At 59.9% G+C, this 21,384-nt stretch carries 19 protein-coding genes and 1 pseudogene; 9 read left to right on the top strand and 11 right to left on the bottom strand.

All coding sequences use genetic code 11. From position 1 onward, the window contains the following. Positions 1–45 precede the first annotated feature (45 nt). From mnmE to rpmH, 5 genes are read right to left on the bottom strand one after another with little or no spacing between them, the layout of a single operon-like run. Positions 46–1,395, bottom strand: coding sequence for a tRNA uridine-5-carboxymethylaminomethyl(34) synthesis GTPase MnmE (gene mnmE, locus DENOEST_RS18240; RefSeq protein ID WP_145770392.1), 1,350 nt, complete (start codon positions 1,393–1,395; stop codon positions 46–48). Next, complete coding sequence (gene yidC, locus DENOEST_RS18235; protein WP_145770393.1) at positions 1,376–2,989, bottom strand: membrane protein insertase YidC; 1,614 nt, start codon at positions 2,987–2,989, stop codon at positions 1,376–1,378. The genes mnmE and yidC overlap by 20 nt, the downstream gene beginning before the upstream one ends. Positions 2,990–3,020: 31 nt before the next feature. Then, positions 3,021–3,242 (bottom strand): membrane protein insertion efficiency factor YidD, encoded by a 222-nt coding sequence (yidD, locus tag DENOEST_RS18230; RefSeq protein WP_145770394.1) that lies wholly within the window; start codon positions 3,240–3,242, stop codon positions 3,021–3,023. Beyond that, positions 3,239–3,592 (bottom strand): ribonuclease P protein component, encoded by a 354-nt coding sequence (gene rnpA, locus DENOEST_RS18225; RefSeq protein ID WP_145770395.1) that lies wholly within the window; start codon positions 3,590–3,592, stop codon positions 3,239–3,241. The genes yidD and rnpA overlap by 4 nt, the downstream gene beginning before the upstream one ends. Positions 3,593–3,616: 24 nt before the next feature. After that, a complete protein-coding gene (gene rpmH / locus DENOEST_RS18220; RefSeq protein ID WP_084207511.1) occupies positions 3,617–3,751 on the bottom strand; it encodes a 50S ribosomal protein L34 in 135 nt (44 codons plus the stop codon). Between the two features lie 232 nt (positions 3,752–3,983). Here rpmH and dnaA point away from each other — a divergent pair, with 232 nt between their 5' ends. The 9 genes and pseudogenes from dnaA to DENOEST_RS18175 all read left to right on the top strand — a co-directional run bounded on the left by dnaA (position 3,984) and on the right by DENOEST_RS18175 (position 16,559). Next, positions 3,984–5,384 carry a chromosomal replication initiator protein DnaA gene (gene dnaA / locus DENOEST_RS18215; RefSeq protein WP_197970656.1) on the top strand — a complete coding sequence of 467 codons (1,401 nt, stop codon included), beginning with the start codon at positions 3,984–3,986 and terminating at the stop codon, positions 5,382–5,384. A gap of 214 nt (positions 5,385–5,598) precedes the next feature. Next, positions 5,599–6,702, top strand: coding sequence for a DNA polymerase III subunit beta (gene dnaN, locus DENOEST_RS18210; protein WP_145770397.1), 1,104 nt, complete (start codon positions 5,599–5,601; stop codon positions 6,700–6,702). A gap of 53 nt (positions 6,703–6,755) precedes the next feature. Next, positions 6,756–9,236 (top strand): DNA topoisomerase (ATP-hydrolyzing) subunit B, encoded by a 2,481-nt coding sequence (gene gyrB / locus DENOEST_RS18205; RefSeq protein ID WP_145770398.1) that lies wholly within the window; start codon positions 6,756–6,758, stop codon positions 9,234–9,236. A gap of 511 nt (positions 9,237–9,747) precedes the next feature. Further along, positions 9,748–10,836 carry an AraC family transcriptional regulator gene (locus DENOEST_RS18200; protein WP_145770399.1) on the top strand — a complete coding sequence of 363 codons (1,089 nt, stop codon included), beginning with the start codon at positions 9,748–9,750 and terminating at the stop codon, positions 10,834–10,836. 36 nt (positions 10,837–10,872) lie between these two features. Beyond that, complete coding sequence (locus DENOEST_RS18195) at positions 10,873–12,465, top strand: GMC family oxidoreductase (RefSeq protein WP_170228166.1); 1,593 nt, start codon at positions 10,873–10,875, stop codon at positions 12,463–12,465. A gap of 55 nt (positions 12,466–12,520) precedes the next feature. After that, positions 12,521–12,835: a hypothetical protein gene (locus DENOEST_RS18190; protein ID WP_145770401.1), complete on the top strand. Its 315-nt coding sequence runs from the start codon at positions 12,521–12,523 to the stop codon at positions 12,833–12,835. A gap of 293 nt (positions 12,836–13,128) precedes the next feature. After that, a pseudogene (locus DENOEST_RS18185) lies at positions 13,129–14,460 on the top strand (peroxidase family protein); the annotation flags it as partial. Between the two features lie 94 nt (positions 14,461–14,554). Next, the gene (locus DENOEST_RS20685; protein ID WP_428840610.1) at positions 14,555–15,349 is read left to right on the top strand and encodes a hypothetical protein; all 795 of its coding nucleotides are present in this window, start codon (positions 14,555–14,557) and stop codon (positions 15,347–15,349) included. Then, positions 15,342–16,559 carry a GIY-YIG nuclease family protein gene (locus tag DENOEST_RS18175; protein WP_145770402.1) on the top strand — a complete coding sequence of 406 codons (1,218 nt, stop codon included), beginning with the start codon at positions 15,342–15,344 and terminating at the stop codon, positions 16,557–16,559. The genes DENOEST_RS20685 and DENOEST_RS18175 overlap by 8 nt, the downstream gene beginning before the upstream one ends. A gap of 310 nt (positions 16,560–16,869) precedes the next feature. Here DENOEST_RS18175 and DENOEST_RS18170 read toward each other — a convergent pair whose 3' ends face one another. Genes DENOEST_RS18170 through sufC form a run of 6 tightly spaced genes read right to left on the bottom strand, consistent with a single transcriptional unit; the run spans position 16,870 to position 21,375 of the window. Further along, positions 16,870–17,190 (bottom strand): non-heme iron oxygenase ferredoxin subunit, encoded by a 321-nt coding sequence (locus tag DENOEST_RS18170; protein WP_145770403.1) that lies wholly within the window; start codon positions 17,188–17,190, stop codon positions 16,870–16,872. Position 17,191: 1 nt separating this feature from the next. Continuing rightward, positions 17,192–17,542 carry an SUF system Fe-S cluster assembly protein gene (locus DENOEST_RS18165; RefSeq protein ID WP_145770404.1) on the bottom strand — a complete coding sequence of 117 codons (351 nt, stop codon included), beginning with the start codon at positions 17,540–17,542 and terminating at the stop codon, positions 17,192–17,194. Between the two features lie 5 nt (positions 17,543–17,547). Next, the gene (sufU, locus tag DENOEST_RS18160; protein ID WP_145770405.1) at positions 17,548–18,015 is read right to left on the bottom strand and encodes a Fe-S cluster assembly sulfur transfer protein SufU; all 468 of its coding nucleotides are present in this window, start codon (positions 18,013–18,015) and stop codon (positions 17,548–17,550) included. Continuing rightward, positions 18,012–19,274 (bottom strand): cysteine desulfurase, encoded by a 1,263-nt coding sequence (locus DENOEST_RS18155; protein ID WP_145770406.1) that lies wholly within the window; start codon positions 19,272–19,274, stop codon positions 18,012–18,014. The genes sufU and DENOEST_RS18155 overlap by 4 nt, the downstream gene beginning before the upstream one ends. After that, the gene (gene sufD, locus DENOEST_RS18150) at positions 19,271–20,587 is read right to left on the bottom strand and encodes a Fe-S cluster assembly protein SufD (RefSeq protein WP_145770407.1); all 1,317 of its coding nucleotides are present in this window, start codon (positions 20,585–20,587) and stop codon (positions 19,271–19,273) included. The genes DENOEST_RS18155 and sufD overlap by 4 nt, the downstream gene beginning before the upstream one ends. After that, entirely contained in the window at positions 20,584–21,375 is a 792-nt protein-coding gene (sufC, locus tag DENOEST_RS18145; protein WP_145770479.1) for a Fe-S cluster assembly ATPase SufC, read from the bottom strand. The genes sufD and sufC overlap by 4 nt, the downstream gene beginning before the upstream one ends. Between the last annotated feature and the right edge of the window lie 9 nt (positions 21,376–21,384).

Here is a 21,384-nt window from a genome sequence, read left to right as displayed (position 1 = left end):
CACCTGTTCCACGTGAAACCACTGCCCCAATGGTTTCACGTGAAACTATTTGCCAATACAAAACCGGGAGAAAATCGCTCCGAGCAGGTCGTCCGGAGTGAACTCTCCGGTAATCCGGGACAGGGCCTCCTGAGCCAGGCGCAACTCTTCTGCGCACAACTCGATCCGTCCCAACTGACCCGTCGCCGCATCCAGTCGCAACTGGGCCTCGGCCAGGGCCTCCAGGTGACGCTCCCGGGCCAGGATCACATCTTCGCCGTGGCCCTGCCAGCCAGCCATGCGCAGCAACTCGTCATGCAACAGGTCGATGCCGGCACCAGACTTGGCCGACAGGCGCAAATGCACCTGCCCCCCCTCCTCCCAACGGGCTGGCGGAAGATGGGCCAGGTCGCATTTGTTGTGCAGCACCAGGCGGCGGTTACCGCCGGGCAGCCGAACCGCAATGACACGGTCAGCCGGGGTCACCCCGGTGCGCGCATCGACCAGATGCAATACCGCGTCGGCCCGTTCGATCTCGCGCCAAGTCCGTTCAACACCGATCCGCTCCACCACGTCCTCGGTCTCCCGCAGGCCGGCGGTGTCGATCACGTGCAGGGGAATACCCTCGATCTGGATGGTTTCACGCAGGGCGTCGCGGGTGGTGCCAGCCACTTCGGTGACGATAGCCCGCTCCTCCCCCGCCAGACGATTGAGCAAGGAAGACTTGCCGGCGTTGGGCAGCCCTGCCAGCACCACATGGAGCCCGCTGCGCAACAGGCTGCCCTGCCGCGCCCGCGCCCGCAAGGCCGCCAGATCGGCGCCCAGGGATGCCAGCCGGGCCGCCGCATCGGTGTCCCGGATAACGTCGATCTCATCGTCGGGAAAATCCAGGGTCGCTTCCACCAGCAGGCGCAATTCAATCAGCCGCTCCACCTGGGAATGAACAGCGCGGGAAAATTCCCCGCTCAGGGAACGCATCGCGGAACGGGCAGCGGCAGCCGTACCGGCCTCGATCAGGTCCGCCACGGCCTCGGCCTGGGCCAGGTCCAGCTTGTCATTGAGAAAGGCGCGACGGGAGAACTCCCCCGGCTCCGCAACCCGGGCCCCCAGGGCCAGGCAGCGGGAGAGCAACAATTGCATCACCAGGGGTCCGCCATGGCCCTGGAGTTCCAGTACGTCTTCGCCGGTAAAAGAATGGGGCGCCGGAAAATAAAGCAGGATGCCCTGGTCGATGGCCATGCCCTGCTCATCCCGGAAGCTGCTCAAGAGAGCCCGTCGGGCCTCGGGTCGGCGCCCGCAAAGCACCTCGGCAAAAGGCGCCAGATCCGGGCCGCTGACCCGGACCACGCCTATGCCGCCACGCCCCGGTGCCGTGGCGATGGCGGCAATGGTGTCGCTAGGCGGCTTTCTTTTCACCGCCCTCGATCATCCGCGTGATCTGCCACTGCTGGGCGATGGACAGCACGTTATTGACGATCCAGTAGAGCACCAGTCCCGAAGGAAAGAACAGGAACATACCGGTAAACACGACGGGCATGATCATCATCACCTTGGCCTGCATCGGATCCGGCGGCGTCGGATTCAGCCTGGTCTGGATCAGCATCGTGGCGCCCATGATCAGGGGCAGCACGTAATAGGGGTCCTTGGTGGATAGGTCCACGATCCAGCCCAGCCAGGGGGCATTGCGCATTTCCACCACGCCCAGCAGCACCCAGTAAAGAGCAATGAATACCGGAATCTGGATCAGGATCGGCAGGCAGCCGCCCAGGGGATTGATCTTTTCCTTCTTGTAGAGATCCATCATTTCCTGATTCAGCCGTGCCCGGTCATCCGCATACAGCTCCTTCAGCCGCATCAGCTTGGGTGTCACCACTTTCATCTTGGCCATGGACTTGTAGCTTGCGGCCGAGAGGGGGAAAAAGGCCAGCTTGATCAACACCGTCAGGGCGATGATGGACCAGCCCCAGTTGCCTATCACCTTGTGCAGCAGTTCCAGCATCCAGAAGATCGGCGAAGCGATCACTGTCAGCCAGCCGTAGTCCACCACCAGTTCCAGACCAGGGGCAATCTGCTTCAGCTTGGCCTGCTCCTGGGGCCCGGCATAGAGTCGGGCCTGGACCTTGCCATCGGCCACCGGCAGGATCACGCCGGCAGCGTAGAGATCATCCCCCAGCTTGCGGGTATAGAACTCCCGCTCACTGCTTTCCTGAGGCAGCCAGGCCGAGACGAAGTAATGCTGCACCATGGCGATCCAGCCATCCTTGGCCTTGGTCACATGCTTGTGCTTGCCCTTGGCGATATCCTCGAAAGCGACCTTCTGGAACTTTCCCTCCTCCGTATAGACCGCGGGGCCGGTGAAGGTACTGACCCCCATGGCGCCACCCGCACCCTCGATCAGCTTGCCGTCACGCAGGGTCTGGAAATAGGCATGATCGGCGCGGGCATTGCCTCTGATCTCATAGGCCACATCGATCAGGTAACTGCCCCGATGGAAGGTATAGGTCTTGACCACCGAGCCCTCGCCCGCTGGGGCCTCCAGGCTGACCTGCACACTGTCCTGACCCTCCTTCAGCTCCACCGAACCAGGAATCAAGCGCCAGAGTGTCTTGTGATTGGGCAGTCCCTCACCGATCAACCCACCCTGCCCCAGATAAACATGGGTTCCATCCGACTCGAACAGCACGAAATTCTTGCTGGTGTCGCCGGTGGCCAGATGCTTGTTCAGTTCCAGGCGGCTCAGATCCCCCCCTTGGGCCGAGATTTCGGCGGTCAGCAGGTCGGTTCGAATCACCGTTCGGGGAACATCCGTACTGGCCGACGCTGCCATAGTGGCGCCAGGAACTACCGCCGGAGTCGCATCGGAAAGCGTCGGCGCCGGCACCGCCGCAGACCCGGAATTGGTCACCGTTGCCACCTGCGGCTTGGGCATGGTGTGTTTTTGCCAGGCATCCCAGAGCATCAGGATGGAAAAGCTGAAGACCAGTAGAAGGATCAGACGTCGGTTATCCATTGCGCTCAAATTCTCAATAAGTCTTAATAGGCTAGGGGACGGGGTCACAACCACCAGGGTGCCAGGGATGGCAGCACCCTATTCGCCGCAACGTCAAGTAGAGCCCCTTGATCGGACCATGCCGACGCAGGGATTCCACAGCGTAATCGGAGCAGGTAGGGTGAAATCGGCAATTCTGCCCAAGGAAGGGGCTGAATCCCCATTGGTAGACACGAATCAGTCCCACAAGAAAAACCGCCAGCAAGTTTCTCATCTGGATTCGTTTCTGGGCAAGCGGGCCAGGAGAATCTCGACGTCGTTCTTCCAGTCGGCCCGATGCGGTTCCCCTTTCGGGCTGGAACGGGTCAAGCGGAAAATCAGATCGTAGCAGGGAAGTTCTGAACGCAAGCCGCGAAAACATTCACGAATCACGCGTCTGATGGCGTTACGCTGCACCGCCCGACGGGCATTGCGCTTCGACACCACCAAGCCAAGCCGCGCCGAACCCTGCGAATTGGCGCAGTAATGCAGGCTGAACCAAGTGCCTCGCAACACGCGGCGGTACGCAAACACCGCCCCGAATTCACCGGCCTGACGCAACCTGTGTACGGGGCGGAAGCGCATTTCTCCCGCCACCGGCAGAGCCCCTTAAACAGCCAGGCGATGACGCCCCTTGGCGCGACGGGCGCGGATCACGGCACGACCACCACGGGTACGCATGCGAACGAGGAAGCCATGAGTACGCTTGCGGCGCACAACGGACGGTTGGTAAGTACGCTTCATGAAATACTACCTTCGGCGAAAGTTAAACGTGCGATTAGATATTTTCCGGGCGTCTCTGTCAAGTAAGGGATTAATTTTAGGAACATGACAAGCTGTGGATAACCTGCCGTTTAGTGGCTACAATGCTTCCTCCCCAAAGCGGCCCCGAAGACGAGTCTCAGTAGATTCGATCGGCGGTTCCCAACACATAAACAAGAAAACATTTCCTCGGTGCCACAGGCATTCCGAGATATTGGAATTCATGAGCGACTTCTGGACGACTTGTTTGAACCAGTTTGAACGGGAACTTTCCGCCCAGCAGTTCAACACCTGGATCAAGGCACTCCGGATGGAGGATGATGAGGCCTCTACGGGAAGGTTGCGTCTGCTTGCTCCCAACCGTTTCGTATTGCAATGGGTACGTGACCGCTATCTGAGCCAGATTGAAACCCTCGGCAAGGAATATTTCGGTGAACCTGTCAGCGTCAGTCTCACCATTTACGACGCTCCGCCGATCGAAGCCGCTACCCAGGCCCTTGCTCCACTGCTACTGGAGCCGGCCCACCCAGCGGCAGGATTGTCTGCCTATACCACCAACAGCCCCCTTGCCCACATTTCCGATCCGGCCTACGACAAAACCCGGCTCAACCCCGAATTCACCTTCGATACCCTTGTGACCGGCCGGGCCAACGATCTGGCCCGTGCTGCCGCCCAACAGGTGGCAGTCAATCCTGGTGTTTCCTACAACCCCCTATTCGTCTATGGCGGCGTAGGTCTGGGCAAGACCCACTTGATCCACGCCATCGGCAATGCCGTGATCGGTGTCAGCCCTGGCTCCATGGTGCGTTACCTGCACGCCGAGGATTTCGTTTCCGACGTGGTGCGGGCTTATCAAAACAAATCCTTCGACGCCTTCAAGCGTTACTACCGCACCCTGGACCTGTTGCTGATCGACGACATCCAGTTCTTCAATGGCAAGAACAGCACCCAGGAACAGTTCTTCTACGCATTCAACGCTCTGGTGGAAGCCAAGAAGCAGATCGTCATTACCTGCGACACCTACCCAAAGGACATCCAGGGCCTGGAAGACCGGCTGATCTCCCGCTTTGACTGGGGCCTGACCGTCCAGATCGAACCCCCGGAACTGGAAATGCGGGTCGCCATCATCAAGAAGAAGGCTGAAGCCTCCCATATCGACGTGAGCGACGACGTGGCCTTCCTGATCGCCAAAAACCTACGTTCCAACGTACGCGAACTGGAAGGCGCCCTGAACCGGGTACTGGCCTTTGCCCGCTTCCACGGCCGCCCCATCACCATTGACGTGGCCAAGGAGGCCCTCAAGGACGTCATCGGCGCCACCAACCGGCAACTGACCGTGGAATTGATTCAGAAGACCGTGGCGGACTTCTACAAGATCAAAGTGGCCGAGATGTACTCCCAAAAGCGCACCCGGGCCATTGCCCGGCCTCGTCAAGTAGCCATGTGGCTGTGCCGGGAACTCACCGCCCACAGCTTGCCGGAAATCGGCGACGCCTTCGGCGGCCGCGACCATACCACCGTACTCCATGCCTGCCGCACCATAATCGATTTGCGCAGCCGGGACCCCCAACTCAACAACGACCTGCACGTTCTATTGCAGACCATCAAGGGGTAAAGCAGCATGGAAAAGGCACTGAGTTTCCTTTGGACAGATTGTGGACAACCCCTTGTCTTTCCCCCTGGGCGGATTTCCCCCACATTTGCCCACAGCCAAACCAGTAACTTGCCAAGAGCTTTACTAAGGGGTTAATTCATTGAACCCTAACAGTAATTTCCTATTTTCCACAGGACCAGTCGAGGTCTTATTAGTTAACAAAGGAGACTTATAGATGCTTTTGTTTAAAGGACCACGAGATCAGATTTTGTCTCCCCTGCAATCGGTTTGCGGGATTGTCGAAAAACGGCACACCCTACCCATCCTTTCCAACGTGCTGATGGAAAAAGACGGCGAACGCCTGACGCTGCTCGCCACGGATATCGAAATCCAGATTCGCACCAGCACCCAAGCCGTGGGCTCGGAAAGCACCGCCCTCACCGTGGCAGCCCGCAAGCTGCAGGACATCCTGCGTTCCCTGCCGGAGAGCGCCGAGGTCAGCCTCAGCTTCGAGGATCGCCGTCTCCAGCTCAAGGCCGGCAAGAGCCGCTTCAACCTGCAGACCCTGCCCGCCGAGGATTTCCCCCGCATGGCAGCCGCCGAAGGTGAGCAGACCAAGCTCAATCTCTCCCAGAAGCAGTTCAAGCGTCTGCTGGCCCTGGTGCAGTACGCCATGGCCCAGCAGGACATCCGCTACTACCTGAACGGCCTGCTGCTGGTGGTCAATGGCAACGAAATGCGGGTGGTGGCCACCGATGGCCATCGCCTCGCCTATGCCAGCGAAACCCTGCCGGACAGCCATCCGCGCATGGAAGTGATCCTGCCCCGCAAGACCGTGCTGGAACTTTCCCGCCAGCTGGCCGACAACGACGACCCCCTGGACATCGTCATCGCCCCCACCCAGGTCCAGTTCCGTTTTGGCGACATCGAATTCGTTTCCAAGCTGATCGACGGCAAGTTCCCGGACTACGAGCGGGTCATTCCCCAGGGCCACAACAAGTGCGTGCCCCTTTCACGGGAACTGCTCCTGCAGTCCCTGCAACGGGCGGCCATCCTCACCAACGAAAAATTCCGCGGCGTGCGCCTGGTGCTGAGCAACGGCAGCCTGAAGATCATTTCCAGCAACGCCGAGCAGGAAGAGGCTCAGGAAGAAATCGAGATCGAATACTCCGGCGAGGCTCTGGACGTGGGTTTCAACGTCACCTACCTGCTGGACGTGCTGAACAACCTGAACGTGGAAACCATCGAATGCCGCCTGGCCGATGCCAATTCCAGCGCCCTTTTCGTGCTGCCCGGCAACGAGCACTTTAAATACGTCGTCATGCCCATGAGAATCTAGTGAGTTCATCCCTCACTCCTCATTCTTCACCTCTCACGTTTCCGGAAGCATCTATGACCGAGCAGACCCCGGCCGCCCATGGCGGCTACGACGAATCCTCCATCCAGCAACTGGAAGGCCTGGAGGCCGTGCGCAAGCGTCCGGGCATGTACATCGGTGACACCTCCGACGGCACCGGCCTGCATCACATGGTCTTCGAGGTGGTGGACAACGCCATCGACGAGGCCCTGGCCGGCTATTGCGACGACATCGTCGTCACCATCCACGCTGATAACTCCATCTCCGTCACCGACAACGGCCGGGGCATTCCGGTGGGCGTCAAGATGGACGACAAGCACGAACCCAGGCGTTCCGCCGCCGAGATCGTGATGTGCGTACTCCATGCCGGCGGCAAGTTCAACCAGAATTCCTACAAGGTCTCCGGTGGCCTGCACGGCGTGGGTGTCTCCTGCGTCAATGCCCTGTCCAAGTGGCTGCGCCTGACCATCCGCCGCGATGGCAAAAAGCACTTCATCGAGTTCAACCAAGGCCATGCCATCGACCGTCTGATTGAAGTGGCAGGTGGCGTCGAAGTCAGCCCCATGAAGGTTCTCGGCGAAACCAAGAACCATGGAACCGAAGTGCATTTCATGGCTGACGAGGAAATCTTCGGCACCATCGAATTCCACTACGAAATCATCGCCAAACGTCTGCGGGAACTCTCCTTCCTCAACAACGGCGTCAAGATCAAGCTCGTTGATCAGCGCAACGGCAAGGAAGAGGACTTTGCCTTCTCCGGTGGCGTCAAGGGCTTCGTCGAATACATCAACCGCAGCAAGAGCGTGCTCCACCCCAACGTCTTCTACGCCGAAGGCACCACCCTGGTCACCACCGGACAGGTGCAGAACGTGGAGATGACGGTCGAAGTGGCCATGCAGTGGAATGACAGCTACCAGGAACAGGTGCTCTGCTTCACCAACAACATTCCCCAGTCCGACGGCGGCACCCACCTCACCGGCCTGCGGGCCGCCATGACGCGGGTGATCAACAAGTACATCGAAGAGAACGAAATCGCCAAGAAGGCCAAGGTGGAGATCACCGGCGACGACATGCGCGAAGGCCTGGCCTGCGTGCTCTCGGTGAAAATGCCCGATCCCAAGTTCGCCTCCCAGACCAAGATGAAGCTGGTCTCCGGCGAAGCCCGCCCGGCTGTGGAAGAAGTGGTAGCCCAGAAGCTGACCGACTACCTGCAGGAACGCCCCCTGGATGCCAAGACCATCTGCGGCAAGATCGTCGAAGCTTCCCGAGCCCGGGAAGCTGCCCGCAAGGCCCGGGAAATGACCCGCCGTAAGGGCGTGCTGGACGGCATGGGCCTGCCCGGCAAACTGGCCGACTGCCAGGAGAAGGACCCTTCCCTGTGCGAACTCTACCTAGTGGAGGGCGACTCCGCCGGCGGCTCCGCCAAGCAGGGCCGCGACCGCAAGTTCCAGGCGATCCTGCCCCTCAAGGGCAAGATCCTCAACGTCGAGAAGGCCCGCTTCGACAAGCTGCTCTCCAGCCAGGAAATCGCCATCCTGATCACCGCCCTCGGTTGCGGCATCGGCAAGGAGGAGTACAAACCGGAGAAGCTGCGCTACCACCGCATCATCATCATGACCGATGCCGACGTGGACGGTGCCCACATCCGCACCCTGCTGCTCACCTTCTTCTATCGCCAGATGCCCGAGCTGGTGGAGCGGGGCTATATCTACATCGCCCAACCGCCGCTGTACAAAATCAAGCACGGCAAGACCGAGCTCTACATCAAGGACGACGCCGCCCTCTCCCAACACGTGCTCAAGCTGGCTCTGGACGGCGCAGTGCTGATCCCCCGGGAAGGCGCCGCAGCCATCGAGGGCGACGCCCTGGGCGAACTGGCCCGCAGCTACCTCACCTCCGAAGCCATCGTTCGTCGCCTCACCGACTTTGTCGACAGCCAGGTGCTCCACGCCATCCTGGCCCACGACGTGCCCCTCAGCCTGGACGACGAGCCCTCCGCTCGCCGTAGCGCCGAAGGCCTTGCCGCCCACGTGGCCGATCTGGTCATCGCGCCCCATTACGACGAGAAGAACGAACGCTGGCAAGTGCGCATCGAGCGCATGCGCCACGGCAACCGGCGCGTCTCCAACATCGACGCCGACTTCCTGCTCTCCGGCGACTACCAGCAACTCAAGCGCACCGCCCAGATGATCGTCGGCCTGATGGGTCCCGGCGGCCAGATGCTGCGCGGCGAAAAGAGCGCCAACGTCGCCAGCTTCGCCGATGCCATGAAGTGGCTGCTCAACGAAGTCGAGCGCGGCCTCTCCAAGCAGCGCTACAAAGGCCTGGGTGAGATGAACCCCCAGCAGCTGTGGGAAACCACCATGGACCCCGCCGTGCGCCGCCTGCTCAAGGTGCAGATCGACGACGCCATCGCTGCCGATGAGATCTTTACGACTCTAATGGGCGACAACGTTGAGCCCCGGCGAAATTTCATCGAGAGCAATGCGCTTTATGCCAAAAACATCGATGTCTAGACCTGTAGGATCTCACTGAAGTCTGGATCTTTCCCAAAATTCTGGATTTCGTGAGAACGGAATCATTTTGGTATCAAATGGCCTGCACTGAATTGTGCAGGCCATTTTTTTAACCGATTTCAGATGACTGGGTTTCGGCCTTATGTGGAGCTCAATATAAGGCTGAGGACTTGTCGGTGATCAGTCGTCAGGAATGGCTGCTCAACTCGGTAACCGGCCGTAGTACCTCGGATACCGCAGAGGGTCGACACTCCGCGTAAGCCACCTGCCTCAACAGCAACCATTCCAGCATAGTCCGAACATAGGACTCCGATCATGGAAACCGTCAACAAATGAGAAGCCTGGAACAAGGGAAAGCTCGTCGGCCAGAAGCCACCGCTCAAACCGAAGGACATCTGGGCCAGGATCAATAGTGAAGGACACGAAGGTCCCGATGGTGATCGCCAGGGTCCTTCCTGGGCCTCTTACACAGTCATAGAATCCGGAGATCATCATTGGCCGGAGTTTTTGGATGGAAAACCCTCAGATCAAAGAGGCCTTATCGTTGCGCAGCGAGCGGCCCTCGATGGATGATGGTTCCACCACCATGTATTCGACCGCAAGGCTCATACCTTTTATGCTCCGAGAACTGGAGAACCGGGGATATGACCGATCAACCTTGCTTGAACAAGCCGGTATTAAGTGGGACAACCAAGCTTCTCCCAATATGGTCTCGCCCAGCGAATGCAGTAGATTTTTTAATTACATCTGCAGCCTTCTCTCCTCTGAGGCGACCACCCTGCCACTCCAAGCGATAGTGACAAAAGATGTCACAGACATGCTGCTGCACTGTGTTATTACCTGCGATAACCTCGCTTGTGTGATTGAACGCTCAATAGTCTATTGTGAGCTAGTGAAGGCCATTGGGCTGTCACTTCAGTTGGTGCAGGGCAGTGAATTTGCGGAGTTGCGCATAGAGCTGGACCGTCCGATGAAGGACACACCATCGCTCTTGCTACTGCTGGCTTCCATGAGTATTTTTTATCAGCTATTTAGCTGGATTACAGCAGTCGATCTGCCGGTTTCAGAACTTGGATTGTGCTGTGACAAACCCACGTTTTCTCCTCCGCTGGGCGGACTGCCGGACGTACCGCTGTTTTATCAGCAGAGACATAGCCGGATAGTATTTCCAGTATCGTGCCTGACCCTGCCGGTGGCTAGGAATAGTGAGCAACTCAAGCAGGTTATCGACCATTTCCCATTGGATCTTTCTGTGGTCGGGCCGAAAGGCAGTAGTTTGTCCAGTCAGATCGAGACCCTGATCCAAGCTTCTCTGCGTAACCAGAAGTCTCACATTACCTTTGAAACAGTCACTCAATTAGTCAATTTAAGTCCCGCAACCTTGAGGCGTCGTTTACGGGGTGAAGGCACCAGCTATTCCGACATCCTCAACCGATGCCGGATGTCATATGCCAGTCATGCGCTCCGTACGACCAGTCGGCCCATGAAGTGTATAGCCCTTCAGTTGGGATTTAGTGATGATCGCGCTTTTCGTCGTGCGGTTAAACGTTGGTCCGGTTCTACACCAACTGAGCTAAGAACCGGTCAGTCCAATAGCTGATCAAGTACGTCATTTTTGATGATCAAGGAAGCTACCATGACCAATTCGAGCACAGAAACCTTCGACTTCATTATTGTAGGTGCGGGGTCCGCCGGCTCTGTTTTAGCTAATCGACTTAGTGCTAATGGACACCATTCTGTCTTGCTGCTAGAGCAGGGGCCACGAGACAGTAGCCCACTGCTGACTATGCCGAAAGGATTTGGAGCTCTTCTGTCTGGAGATCGCTATGTTAGTCGCCATCCGGTACCACGCCCGGCTTTGCCGTCATCACTAGAGTTCTGGCTACGGGGGAAAACACTTGGTGGGTCGAGTTCAGTCAACGGTATGTTGTGGGTACGCGCCCAGCAGGAGGGCTTTGCAACAATGTCGCATGTCGGAGGTCATCATTGGCACTGGCCCGAGATTGAGCGGTGTTTTAATCAACTGGATGGTGGCTCTGGGAGTAAGGGGATCATCCCTATCCTGCCCCATGACAGACAACATGCTATTACCCAGGCATTCATTGAATCAGCACGTGCCAGCGGACTGCCTTACTTGGATAAGGTAAGCGATATCGGCAGAACCGGTGCGGCTTATCTACATTTCAATATTAGTGCTGATCGCAAGCGGGTTAGTGCGGCTACGGCTTTCCTGAAGCCCGCGATAAAAAGAAAAAACCTCCGTATTGAAATTGATACGCGCACCAACCGAATAATTTTTGACGGTAATCGGGCAAGCGGTGTCGATGCGACTTGCCGAGGACACGCAGTATGTTATAGCGCTAGGCGAGAAGTCATTCTTTGCGCTGGGGCAATTGAGTCTCCACAAATTCTGCAACGCTCTGGGGTGGGAGCGTCGTCATTGCTCAAGTCGCTGGGAATACAGGTGATATGTGATAACCCAAAGGTGGGGGCTAATCTGAGAGAACACTTGCTATTGGGTATCAACTTCGAAGTTCATTCCCCGAATGACTCAGAGAACCATCAATACGCCGGCCTGCCACTTGTGCGCAATGTTTTGCGTTACTACATTAACCGCACTGGCCCTATGTCGCAGTCACCTTGTCATGCCGCAGCATTTATCTCAACCAATGCAGCTAACAAACGCGCGGATATTCAGTTGATGTTCAACCCATTCTCCCGTCAAGGAGATGCCTTTAGTAATTCGCCTGGCGTCACACTTCTAGGTTACCCAATCTATCCACAAAGCCAGGGGCAGATACAGATTACGTCTTTCGATGGTCAACAGCCTGCATCCATCCAGTCCAATTACTTGAGTGACGAATATGACCGTCAGATCAGTGTTGCTGCAGTTCGTCATATACGTCATATCGCCGCTCAAACACCGTTGGCACAACGAATCATGCAGGAGGCCACAAACTCTGCTGAAGCACAAACTGATGACGAAATTATCGACCTGTACCAGAGAAATGGCTTACCGGGCTTTCACGCTGTTGGTACCTGTGCGATGGGCTCGACCATTCAGAACTCGGTCGTCGATTCGAAAATGAGAGTTCACTCGACGGATGGGTTGCGGATCGTCGATGCTTCCATCATTCCGGAAATGGTTGCGGGAATCACCAATGCGACCATCATGGCCATTGCCCTCCGGGCTTCAGAACTGATACTCGAAGATCATCCGGTCTGTTGATCGTGTTCCCGTATCGACTTTACCTTTGTCCAATCATCAACCCATGGAGAACCCTATGATTACCGTTATTGTTAAATACCAGACCCAAAAAAAATTCACTCAGGATGAAATCAACGCCATACTGCTCCATGGCGCAAAAAATATTTTCCTGGGCCTTCCTCATCTTTACAGTAAGCAGTTCTGTTTTGATACAGAAACCAGCCAAGGTCTATCGGTCTACCTATGGGAGTCCAGAGAACACGCTGATGCGTTTTTTACGCCTCAGTTCTTAGAGTCTTTCCAACAGAATATGGGTGTCATTCCAACTATTGAATATCACCCCACTGTTGTTACAGTAGACAATCGGCAGGGGGATATTCTCACCAATTAATCTGATACACATATTCACTGTGCACCTGCGACTGGCCGGGATATCTGGTTGAACTGGAATAACCGGCTAATTGAGAAGCTCGCCGTCCCCTCCGAGGACTTCAACTCACCCGCCGCAACATTTATCTGAATCGCATAAATCCCACGAATCTTCGCAGCTGACTTGAAGACTGATAGGTGCAGCCGATCAACTTCCCCAATCGGGGCAGTAGGATCTATTGATTAGCACAATGAATCAGACTGGCGTAATGTGACCAGACTGTTTCATGCACTGGATACAGAAAAGGAGATCAAATGTCTATCGAGAAGATGAATAGCAGTGGCCAATGCCCCGTGATGCATGGCGGTGTAACTTCAGCGAACATGACAAACCTGGATTGGTGGCCAAAAGCCCTGAATCTGGACATCCTCCATCAGCACGATACCAAGACAAATCCCCTCGGAGCGGGTTTCAACTACCGCGAAGAAGTCAAAAAGCTCGATGTTGAGGCGTTGAAAAATGACCTCAAAGCCCTGATGACCAATAGCCAGGACTGGTGGCCGGCCGACTGGGGCCACTATGGCGGCCTGATGATCCGCATGGCCTGGCACTCCGCTGGAACCTACCGTATTGCAGATGGCCGTGGCGGTGGTGGCACAGGCAATCAACGTTTTGCCCCCATCAATTCATGGCCCGACAACGCCAACCTCGACAAGGCCCGTCGCCTGCTATGGCCGATCAAGAAGAAGTACGGCAACAAGCTCAGCTGGGCAGACTTGATTATCCTGGCCGGCAACATGGCCTATGAGTCGATGGGCTTAAAGACCTTCGGCTTCGCCTTTGGCCGTGAAGATATCTGGCACCCTGAAAAGGATACCTATTGGGGTTCTGAAAAAGAGTGGCTAGCGCCCAGCGGCAGCGAAGGCAGCCGCTACTCGGGCGAACGCGATCTGGAAAACCCACTTGCGGCCGTAATGATGGGCCTGATCTACGTGAACCCTGAAGGAGTCGATGGTAAGCCTGACCCACTCAAGACTGCCCATGATGTACGCATCACCTTCGCCCGCATGGCGATGAACGACGAGGAAACAGTGGCACTGACCGCCGGTGGCCACACAGTGGGTAAGTGCCATGGCAACGGCAGTGCAGCTAATCTGGGTCCAGCCCCCGAGGGTGCCGAACTTGAGGAGCAGGGCCTGGGCTGGCAGAACCACACCACCCGCGGTATTGGTCGTGACACTGTTACCAGTGGCATTGAGGGCTCCTGGACAACGCATCCGATGAAGTGGAATACCGGTAGAGGAGGTTACTTCGACCTGCTGCTACGCTACGACTGGTGGCTGCAGAAGTCGCCGGCCGGGGCACATCAGTGGGAGCCAATAGGCATCAAAGAAGAGGATATGCCGGTGGATGTTGAGGACCCGACAATCCGCCGCAAGCCGATCATGACTGACGCCGATATGGCGATGCGCTTCGATCCAGAATACCGAAAGATCGCTGAACGTTTCCGCGATGATCCCGCCTACTTCGAGCAAGTTTTTGCACGCGCCTGGTTCAAGCTGACCCACCGCGACATGGGGCCGAAGTCGCGCTACATTGGGCCGGATGTGCCTGCTGAAGACCTAGTCTGGCAAGACCCGCGCCCGCTTCACCAACCTGATCGCCGAGCCGGATGCAGCCGAGGAAGCTGTGACCGAGGCCGTCAACGACACCTTGAAGGCCATCGCTGCGAGCCTCCTGATGGAGCAGGTTCTCGCCCCGCGCTTCGAGTTCAAGCCCAAGAACGCGGACAGCATCCCGACGCCCGGCTTCGACTACGGCGAGGGCGGCTACGATCCCGACAAGTCCAACGTTGGTGTCAACCACCAGACCGGACAGGTGCAGATTGAGATCAAGGGCCTCGCCGAACCCAAGAGCAAGAAAGCGACGCGCATTTGCCAGGAGGACCTGAATGAGGTGATCGCCACCTTCATTCAGGACAAGACCGCCATCGAGCGAGGCTTGTTCGATGAAGAGCTGGTGCCGGAGGAACTGACGCAGGTCCGCATGGGTAAGATCATCAAGGACAAGTACCCCGACCTTGACGCCGAAGATCAGGAAGCCGTGCGCCAGCACGCTATCGCCGCCCTTACGCTGACCCAGCAGGCGAAGCAGCTTGTGACGAGCGGCAATGGTGGCGATGGCGACGATGCACCCCCCAACACTGCCCTGATCGATGGCGTGCGCCGCTTTGCGATGGATGTGCGCGAACTGGACATCGACCTCATCGACCGTATCAACCCCTTCGGCGAAGCCTACGCCATCCTCGCCAAGGCCATGAGCGAGGACAGCTTGAAGCAGGTCGCGGCGGCAATCTCCGCCAAGCGTGCGAACCTGACGCCGGACGAAGCGAAAGACTTCGCCATCCGTGCTGTCCAGTTCAAGAAGGAGCGCGGACGAGTGCCCGCGCTCGATTCGCAGGATGCGTGGGAGCGACGCATGGCCGAAGGTGCCGCCGCGTTTATGCGCTTCAAGAAAGAGGGTCGGTATGAGTGACCCCGACCTAGACGAACTGGCGGCGGAACTTTCGGAGTTCGCTGTTCCGGAAGCCAAGGGCGGACGCCCGCCGCGCGAGGAGCGCGTCATCGCCGGCTTCGAGGAAATCCAGCGGTTTGTCGAGAAGCACGGTCGCGCTCCGCAACACGGGGAAGACCGCGACATCTTCGAGCGACTGTATGCCGTGCGGTTCGATCGCCTGCGGGTGCTCCCTGACTGCCGCGCCCTGCTAGAGCCGCTGGACCATCAGGGCTTGCTTGCCGGCACCCTGGGAGTCGCCGAGCCTCTTGCCACGTACAACGTGGATCAGCTAGCCGCCGAACTAGGCGGGGTTGCCAACGCAGACGACATCACCGTCCTGCGCCATGTCCGCACCAGCGCCGACAAACGCGCTGCCGAGGAGATCGCCGACCGCAAGCCGTGCGAGGACTTCGAGACGTTCAGGCCGCTGTTTGAGCGCGTGGCAGCCGACCTCAAGACTGGCCTGCGCCAATCCCAGCCCATCGAGGCGGGCCGCCGCGCGATTGAAGCCGGAGACTTCTTCGTCCTCGACGGCATCACCCTCTATGTCGCCGAGGTGGGAGAACCTTTGAAGACGACAGCGGGGGAAGTGGATCGCCGCCTGCGGCTGATCTTCGCCAACGGCACAGAGAGCAATCTATTGCTGCGCTCGCTTCAACGCGCGTTCTACAACGACCCCGCCGCGCGGCGGTTGGTTTCGCCGGAGAGCGGGCAAATGTCCTTCGGCGGTGAGTTCGAGGCCGATGATGTCGAGAGCGGCACGATCTATGTCTTGCGCTCGCTGTCCGATCATCCCTATGTTGCGCAACACCGCGACCTGATCCATAAGATCGGCGTGACCGGCAGCAAGGTTGAGACCCGCATCGCGGACGCCGAGCATGACGCCACATACCTTCTGGCGAAGGTCGAGGTGGTTGCCACCTACAAGCTGGCAGGCATCAACCGCTCGCGAATGGAGAACCTGTTTCACAGGCTGTTTGCGCCTGCGCGGCTGGACATCGCCATCAACGACCGCTTCGGCCATCCAGTGCAGCCGCAGGAATGGTTCCTCGTTCCTTTGTTCGTTGTTGACGAGGCCGTAGAGCGCATCAAGGACGGGACGATAACTAACTACGTCTACGACCCAAAGGCGGCGCGGTTGGTGAAGGCGGTTTCCGCGTCTCGCACGAAGAATGAGAAGGCGGGCTAAACACGCTTAAGGACGGCGAACAGGTGCGCGACCGAGCGGTGCCGGCTGTTCGCCCCGGATCTACTGCGCCCGAACGAGGAATTCTGCATCGAATGCAGAAAACGGCATTTCAAGAACTTCGAGGAAATGGGGTTCAAGGTGGACCGTTCGCTGGAGGAAATGGTGGTCTGAAAGTCGACGCTGCCGGAACGGCGATTCCGGCAATTACGAAGCGCCCCTTATGCATCTCATAGCGGACGGAACCGATCCGCGATACGACTAACGGCTTCGGCCGAAATCCAGTCCCTGCCGGTCGTCAGAGGCGCCTGGCTCAATCGAAGCGCTTATCCTGGATCTGTACCATTCCCTCATGGACCCGCACCGGGAAAGTGGCGACAGGTTCGTAGGCCGGAGGAGACAGGGCCGCGCCGGTGGCCAGGGAGAAGCGGGCCAGGTGGCGGGGGCAGGTGATCTCCAGGCCTTCGACCATGCCGTAGGAGAGGGTCTCGGCCTCGTGGGAGCAGCAGTCCTGGATGGCGTAGTAGTGGCCGTCCACATTGAATACGGCCACCGGCACGCCCTCCAGGTCGAGGGTGCGAAAGCTGCCGGGGGGGAAGTCCGCCGTCGCGGCGACATCGATCCATGTGTTCATGTCATAACAGCCCCAGTTCCAGGCGCGCTGCCTCGCTCATCAATTCCCTGGACCAGGGCGGTTCCCAGACCAGTTCCACTTCCACCTCGCGCACTCCCGGGACTTCCATGACGGCGGCGGCCACGGTGTCGGGGAAGGTCTGGGCCACAGGACAGCCTGGGGCGGTCAGGGTCATGCGGATGCTGACGTGGCCGTTGTCGGTCAGGTCCAGGGCGTAGATCAGGCCCAGGTCGTAGATGTTGATTGGAATCTCCGGGTCGAAGACGGTGCGCAGCGCCGCGATGATCTGCTCCTCCAGGGAGGGCGCGTTCTTCGTCGTTTCGCTCCGGTGCCGCCAGTCGAGGATTCCCATGGCGCTTACTCCTCCGTGGAAATCGGCGCGACCTGGTCGTGCAGGGCCGCGTGCAGGGCCGCGTGCAGGGTGTGCCAGGCCAGGGTCGCGCATTTGACCCGGGTGGGGAATTCCTGCACTCCGGCCAGGGCCTGCAGCTTGCCCAGGGCCGCCGGGCCGGGGCTGTCTGCGGCGCCGGTCACCAGGGCGTGAAATCCGGTGAACAGGTCCTCGGCTTGGGCTTCGGTCTTGCCGATCAGGGCCTCGGTCATCAGGGAGGCCGAGGCGGTGGAGATGGCGCAGCCATTGCCCTCGAAAGTGGCCGCCTCGATGATGCCGTCGGCCAGCTTGAGATGGAGGGTCAGCCGGTCGCCGCAGAGGGGGTTGTAGCCCTCGGCGTGGTGGCTGGCCCCGGGCAGCGGGCCGAAATTGCGCGGCCGGCGGCTGTGATCGACGATGACCTCCTGGTAGAGGTTGCGCAGGTCCTCATTCATGGAAAGATCTCCCGCACCTTGGCCAGGGCCGCGAACAGGGCGTCCACTTCCGCGTGGGTGTTGTAGAGGGCGAAGGAGGCCCGCACCGTCGCTGGCAGGCCGAAGTGGTCCATCACCGGCATGGCGCAGTGGTGGCCGCTGCGCACCGCTACGCCCTCCCGATCGAGGATGGTGCCCACATCGTGGGCATGGACGCCGTCCAGCACGAAGGAGAGGATGCTCGCCTTGGCCCGGGCGTTGCCGATCACCCGCAGGCCCGGCGTCGCCGCAGCCCGCACCGTGGCATAGGTGAGCAGGGCCTGCTCGTGGGCCGCCACCGCCGCCAGCCCCAGGGACTGGAGATAGGTGAGGGCCACGCCCAGGCCGATGCCGCCGGCGATGTTGGGGGTGCCGGCCTCGAACTTGTAGGGCAGGTCGTTGTAGGTGGTGCCGGCAAAACTGACCTGGCGGATCATGTCGCCGCCGCCCTGGTAAGGCGGCATCTCGGCCAGCAGCGCGGCCTTGCCGTAGAGCACGCCGATGCCGGTGGGGCCATAGACCTTGTGGCCGGAGAAGGCATAGAACTCGCAGTCCAGGGCCTGCACATCCACCCCCAGATGGGGCGCCGCCTGGGCGCCATCCACCAGCACCGCCGCGCCCTGGGCGTGGGCCAGGACGATCAGGCGCTTCAAGGGATTGATGGTGCCCAGGGCGTTGGATAGATGGGTCAGGGCCACCAGCCGGGTGCGGGGGCCGAGCAGGCGCTCGAAGTCCTCCAGGATCAGCTCGCCGGCCTCGTTGATGGGCGCCACCCGCAGCACCGCGCCCCGGCGCTCACAGAGCAGTTGCCAGGGCACGATGTTGGAATGATGCTCCATCTCGGTCACCAGGATTTCGTCCCCCGGTCCCAGGCGTCGGCCGTAGCTATCGGCCACCAGGTTGATGGCCTCGGTGGTGCCTCGCACGAAGATGATTTCCTCGCGCCGGGCGGCGTGGATGAAGCGCTGCACCGCGTCCCGCGCCTCTTCGTAGGCATTGGTGGCCTGCTGGCTCAGGCTGTGGATGCCGCGATGGATGTTGGCGTTGTACTCGCTGTAGTAGCGCGTCTCGCAGTCGATGACGCAGCGGGGCTTCTGGCTGGTGGCGGCGTTGTCCAGATAGACCAGGGGCAGGTCATGGACGCGCCGGCTCAGGATGGGGAAGTCGCGGCGCCGCGCCATCACGTCGAAGGGGGCGGTTGTGGTCGGAGTGGGCGATGCCTTTTGTTCCGTAGTGTTCATGATGTGGCCTTGCTTCCTGGCGCCAGCCGCTCCCGCAGCAGGCGGTCGAGTCGGGCGCGCAGGGGCGCCGGGTGCACCCGCTCCACCATTTCCGCAGCGAAGGCGTGGGTCAGCAGCGTCCTGGCCTCGGCTTCGGCCATGCCCCGCGCCCGCAGGTAGAAAATCTGCTCAGGATCAAGCTGGCCCACCGTGGCGCCGTGGCTGCACTTGACGTCGTCGGCCCAGATTTCGAGCTGGGGCTTGGTATCGATCTCCGCCTGTTCCGACAGCAGCAGGTTGCGGTTGATCTGCTCGGCGTCGCTGTGCTGGGCGCCGGGATGGACGATCACCTTGCCGTTGAACACGGCCCGGGCGGCGCCGGCCAGCACGCCCTTGTAGAACTCGCGGCTGGTGCCGTGGGGCCGGGCGTGGTCGATGCGGGTGTGATGGTCCATGTGCTGGCGGCCGTCGGCCAGATAGAGTCCATCGAGGGTGCAGTCCGCCCCCTCGGCCTGGAGTCCGACGTTGATGTCGGTGCGGGCCAGGACGCCCCCCAGGGCGAAGGAAGTGGACATAAAATGGCTGTCCCGGGCCAGCTCCGCGTTTACGGCGGCCACATGGAAGGCCTGGGTTCCTTCCTCCTGGAGTTTGTGGTGCTCGATGCAGGCGCACTGCCCGACGACGATGTCGCTCACGATATTGGTGAAATACGCCGCCGCGCCGGGGACCGCAGCATGGTGCTCGACGATGCAGGCACGGCTGTTCGCCTCGGCCACCACCAGGTTGCGGCTATGGCTGGCCAGGGCTGGCGTGGTGGCCACGAACAGCAGTTGCAGCGGCCTCTCCAGGATGGTGCCCGGTGCCAGATGCACATAGGCGCCATCGGTCATGCAGGCCGTGTTGAGGGCGGCAAAGCCGGCGGCGCGGCCGACGCCGGGACGGGCCAGCCAGATCCGCAGCGTTTCGGGATTGCGCTCCAGCATGGCGGCGAGACTGGCCACGGTGATGCCGTCAGGCAGCTTGCTCAGACTGGACAGCCCCGGCGCATGGCGGCCGTCCACGAAGACCAGGCGATGGGCGCCGGGCAGGGCCAGGGCAGCTATGTCGTCGGCGCCGAGGATGGTCGGGGCGGCGGCGAGGAAGGAAAATTTCCCCTGCTCGATCCGCGCCATGCTGGTGTATTTCCAGTCCTCGTCCCGCGTTGTCGGGAAGCCGTTGATGGCGAAGGCGCCCATGGCCTCGCTGCGCAGGCCCTTCAGCCAGGGCAGTTGCCGGCCCGGCAGCACGGCCGTGAGGCGGGTGATTTCATGCAGATAGTGCAGGGATGCGTTCATGGCGCCGCTCCCGTCCGTCCTTCGGGCGGCGTGGCACCGGCATCAAGCCAGCCGTAACCGCGGCGCTCCAGTTCCAGGGCCAGCTCCGGCCCGCCGGAGCGGACGATGCGCCCCTGGGCCAGCACATGGACCCGGTCGGGCACGATGTAGTCGAGCAGGCGCTGGTAATGGGTCACCAGGATGATGGCGCGCTCCGGGTGGCGCATGGCCTGGACGCCGTCGGCGACCACCTTGAGGGCATCGATGTCGAGGCCGGAATCGGTCTCGTCGAGGATGGCGAGTTTCGGTGCCAGCACGGTCATTTGCAGGATCTCGTTGCGTTTCTTCTCGCCGCCGGAAAAGCCCTGGTTCACCGGCCGGTAGAGCAGGGCTTCGTCCATGCCCATGCGCCGCAACTGATCCCTGATCAGGGCAAGAAAGTCCACCGCGTCCAGCTCCGCCTCGCCGCGATGGACGCGCTGGGCGTTCAAGGCCGCCTTGAGCAGATAGATGTTGGCGACGCCGGGAATTTCCACCGGGTACTGGAAGGCGAGAAATATCCCCTCCCGGGACCGTTCCTCGGGCAGCAGCTCGAACAGGTCGCGGCCCTGGTAGCGGATGCTGCCGGCGGTGACCGTGTAGCTCTCGCGTCCGGCCAGCACCTGGGCCAAAGTGCTCTTGCCGGAGCCATTGGGGCCCATCACGGCATGGACCTCACCGGCCGCCACCGTGAGATCGATGCCGCGCAGGATGGGTTTCAGAGCGGTCCCGTCGTTGATGCCGACGTGGAGGTTTTTAATTTCGAGCATGGCGGACAT

This window comes from Denitratisoma oestradiolicum (assembly GCF_902813185.1).
In the GTDB taxonomy this organism is placed as follows: Bacteria; Pseudomonadota; Gammaproteobacteria; order Burkholderiales; family Rhodocyclaceae; genus Denitratisoma; species Denitratisoma oestradiolicum.
Note: the sequence above shows the minus strand (reverse complement) of the source record. Positions and strands in the feature narration are given on the sequence as shown.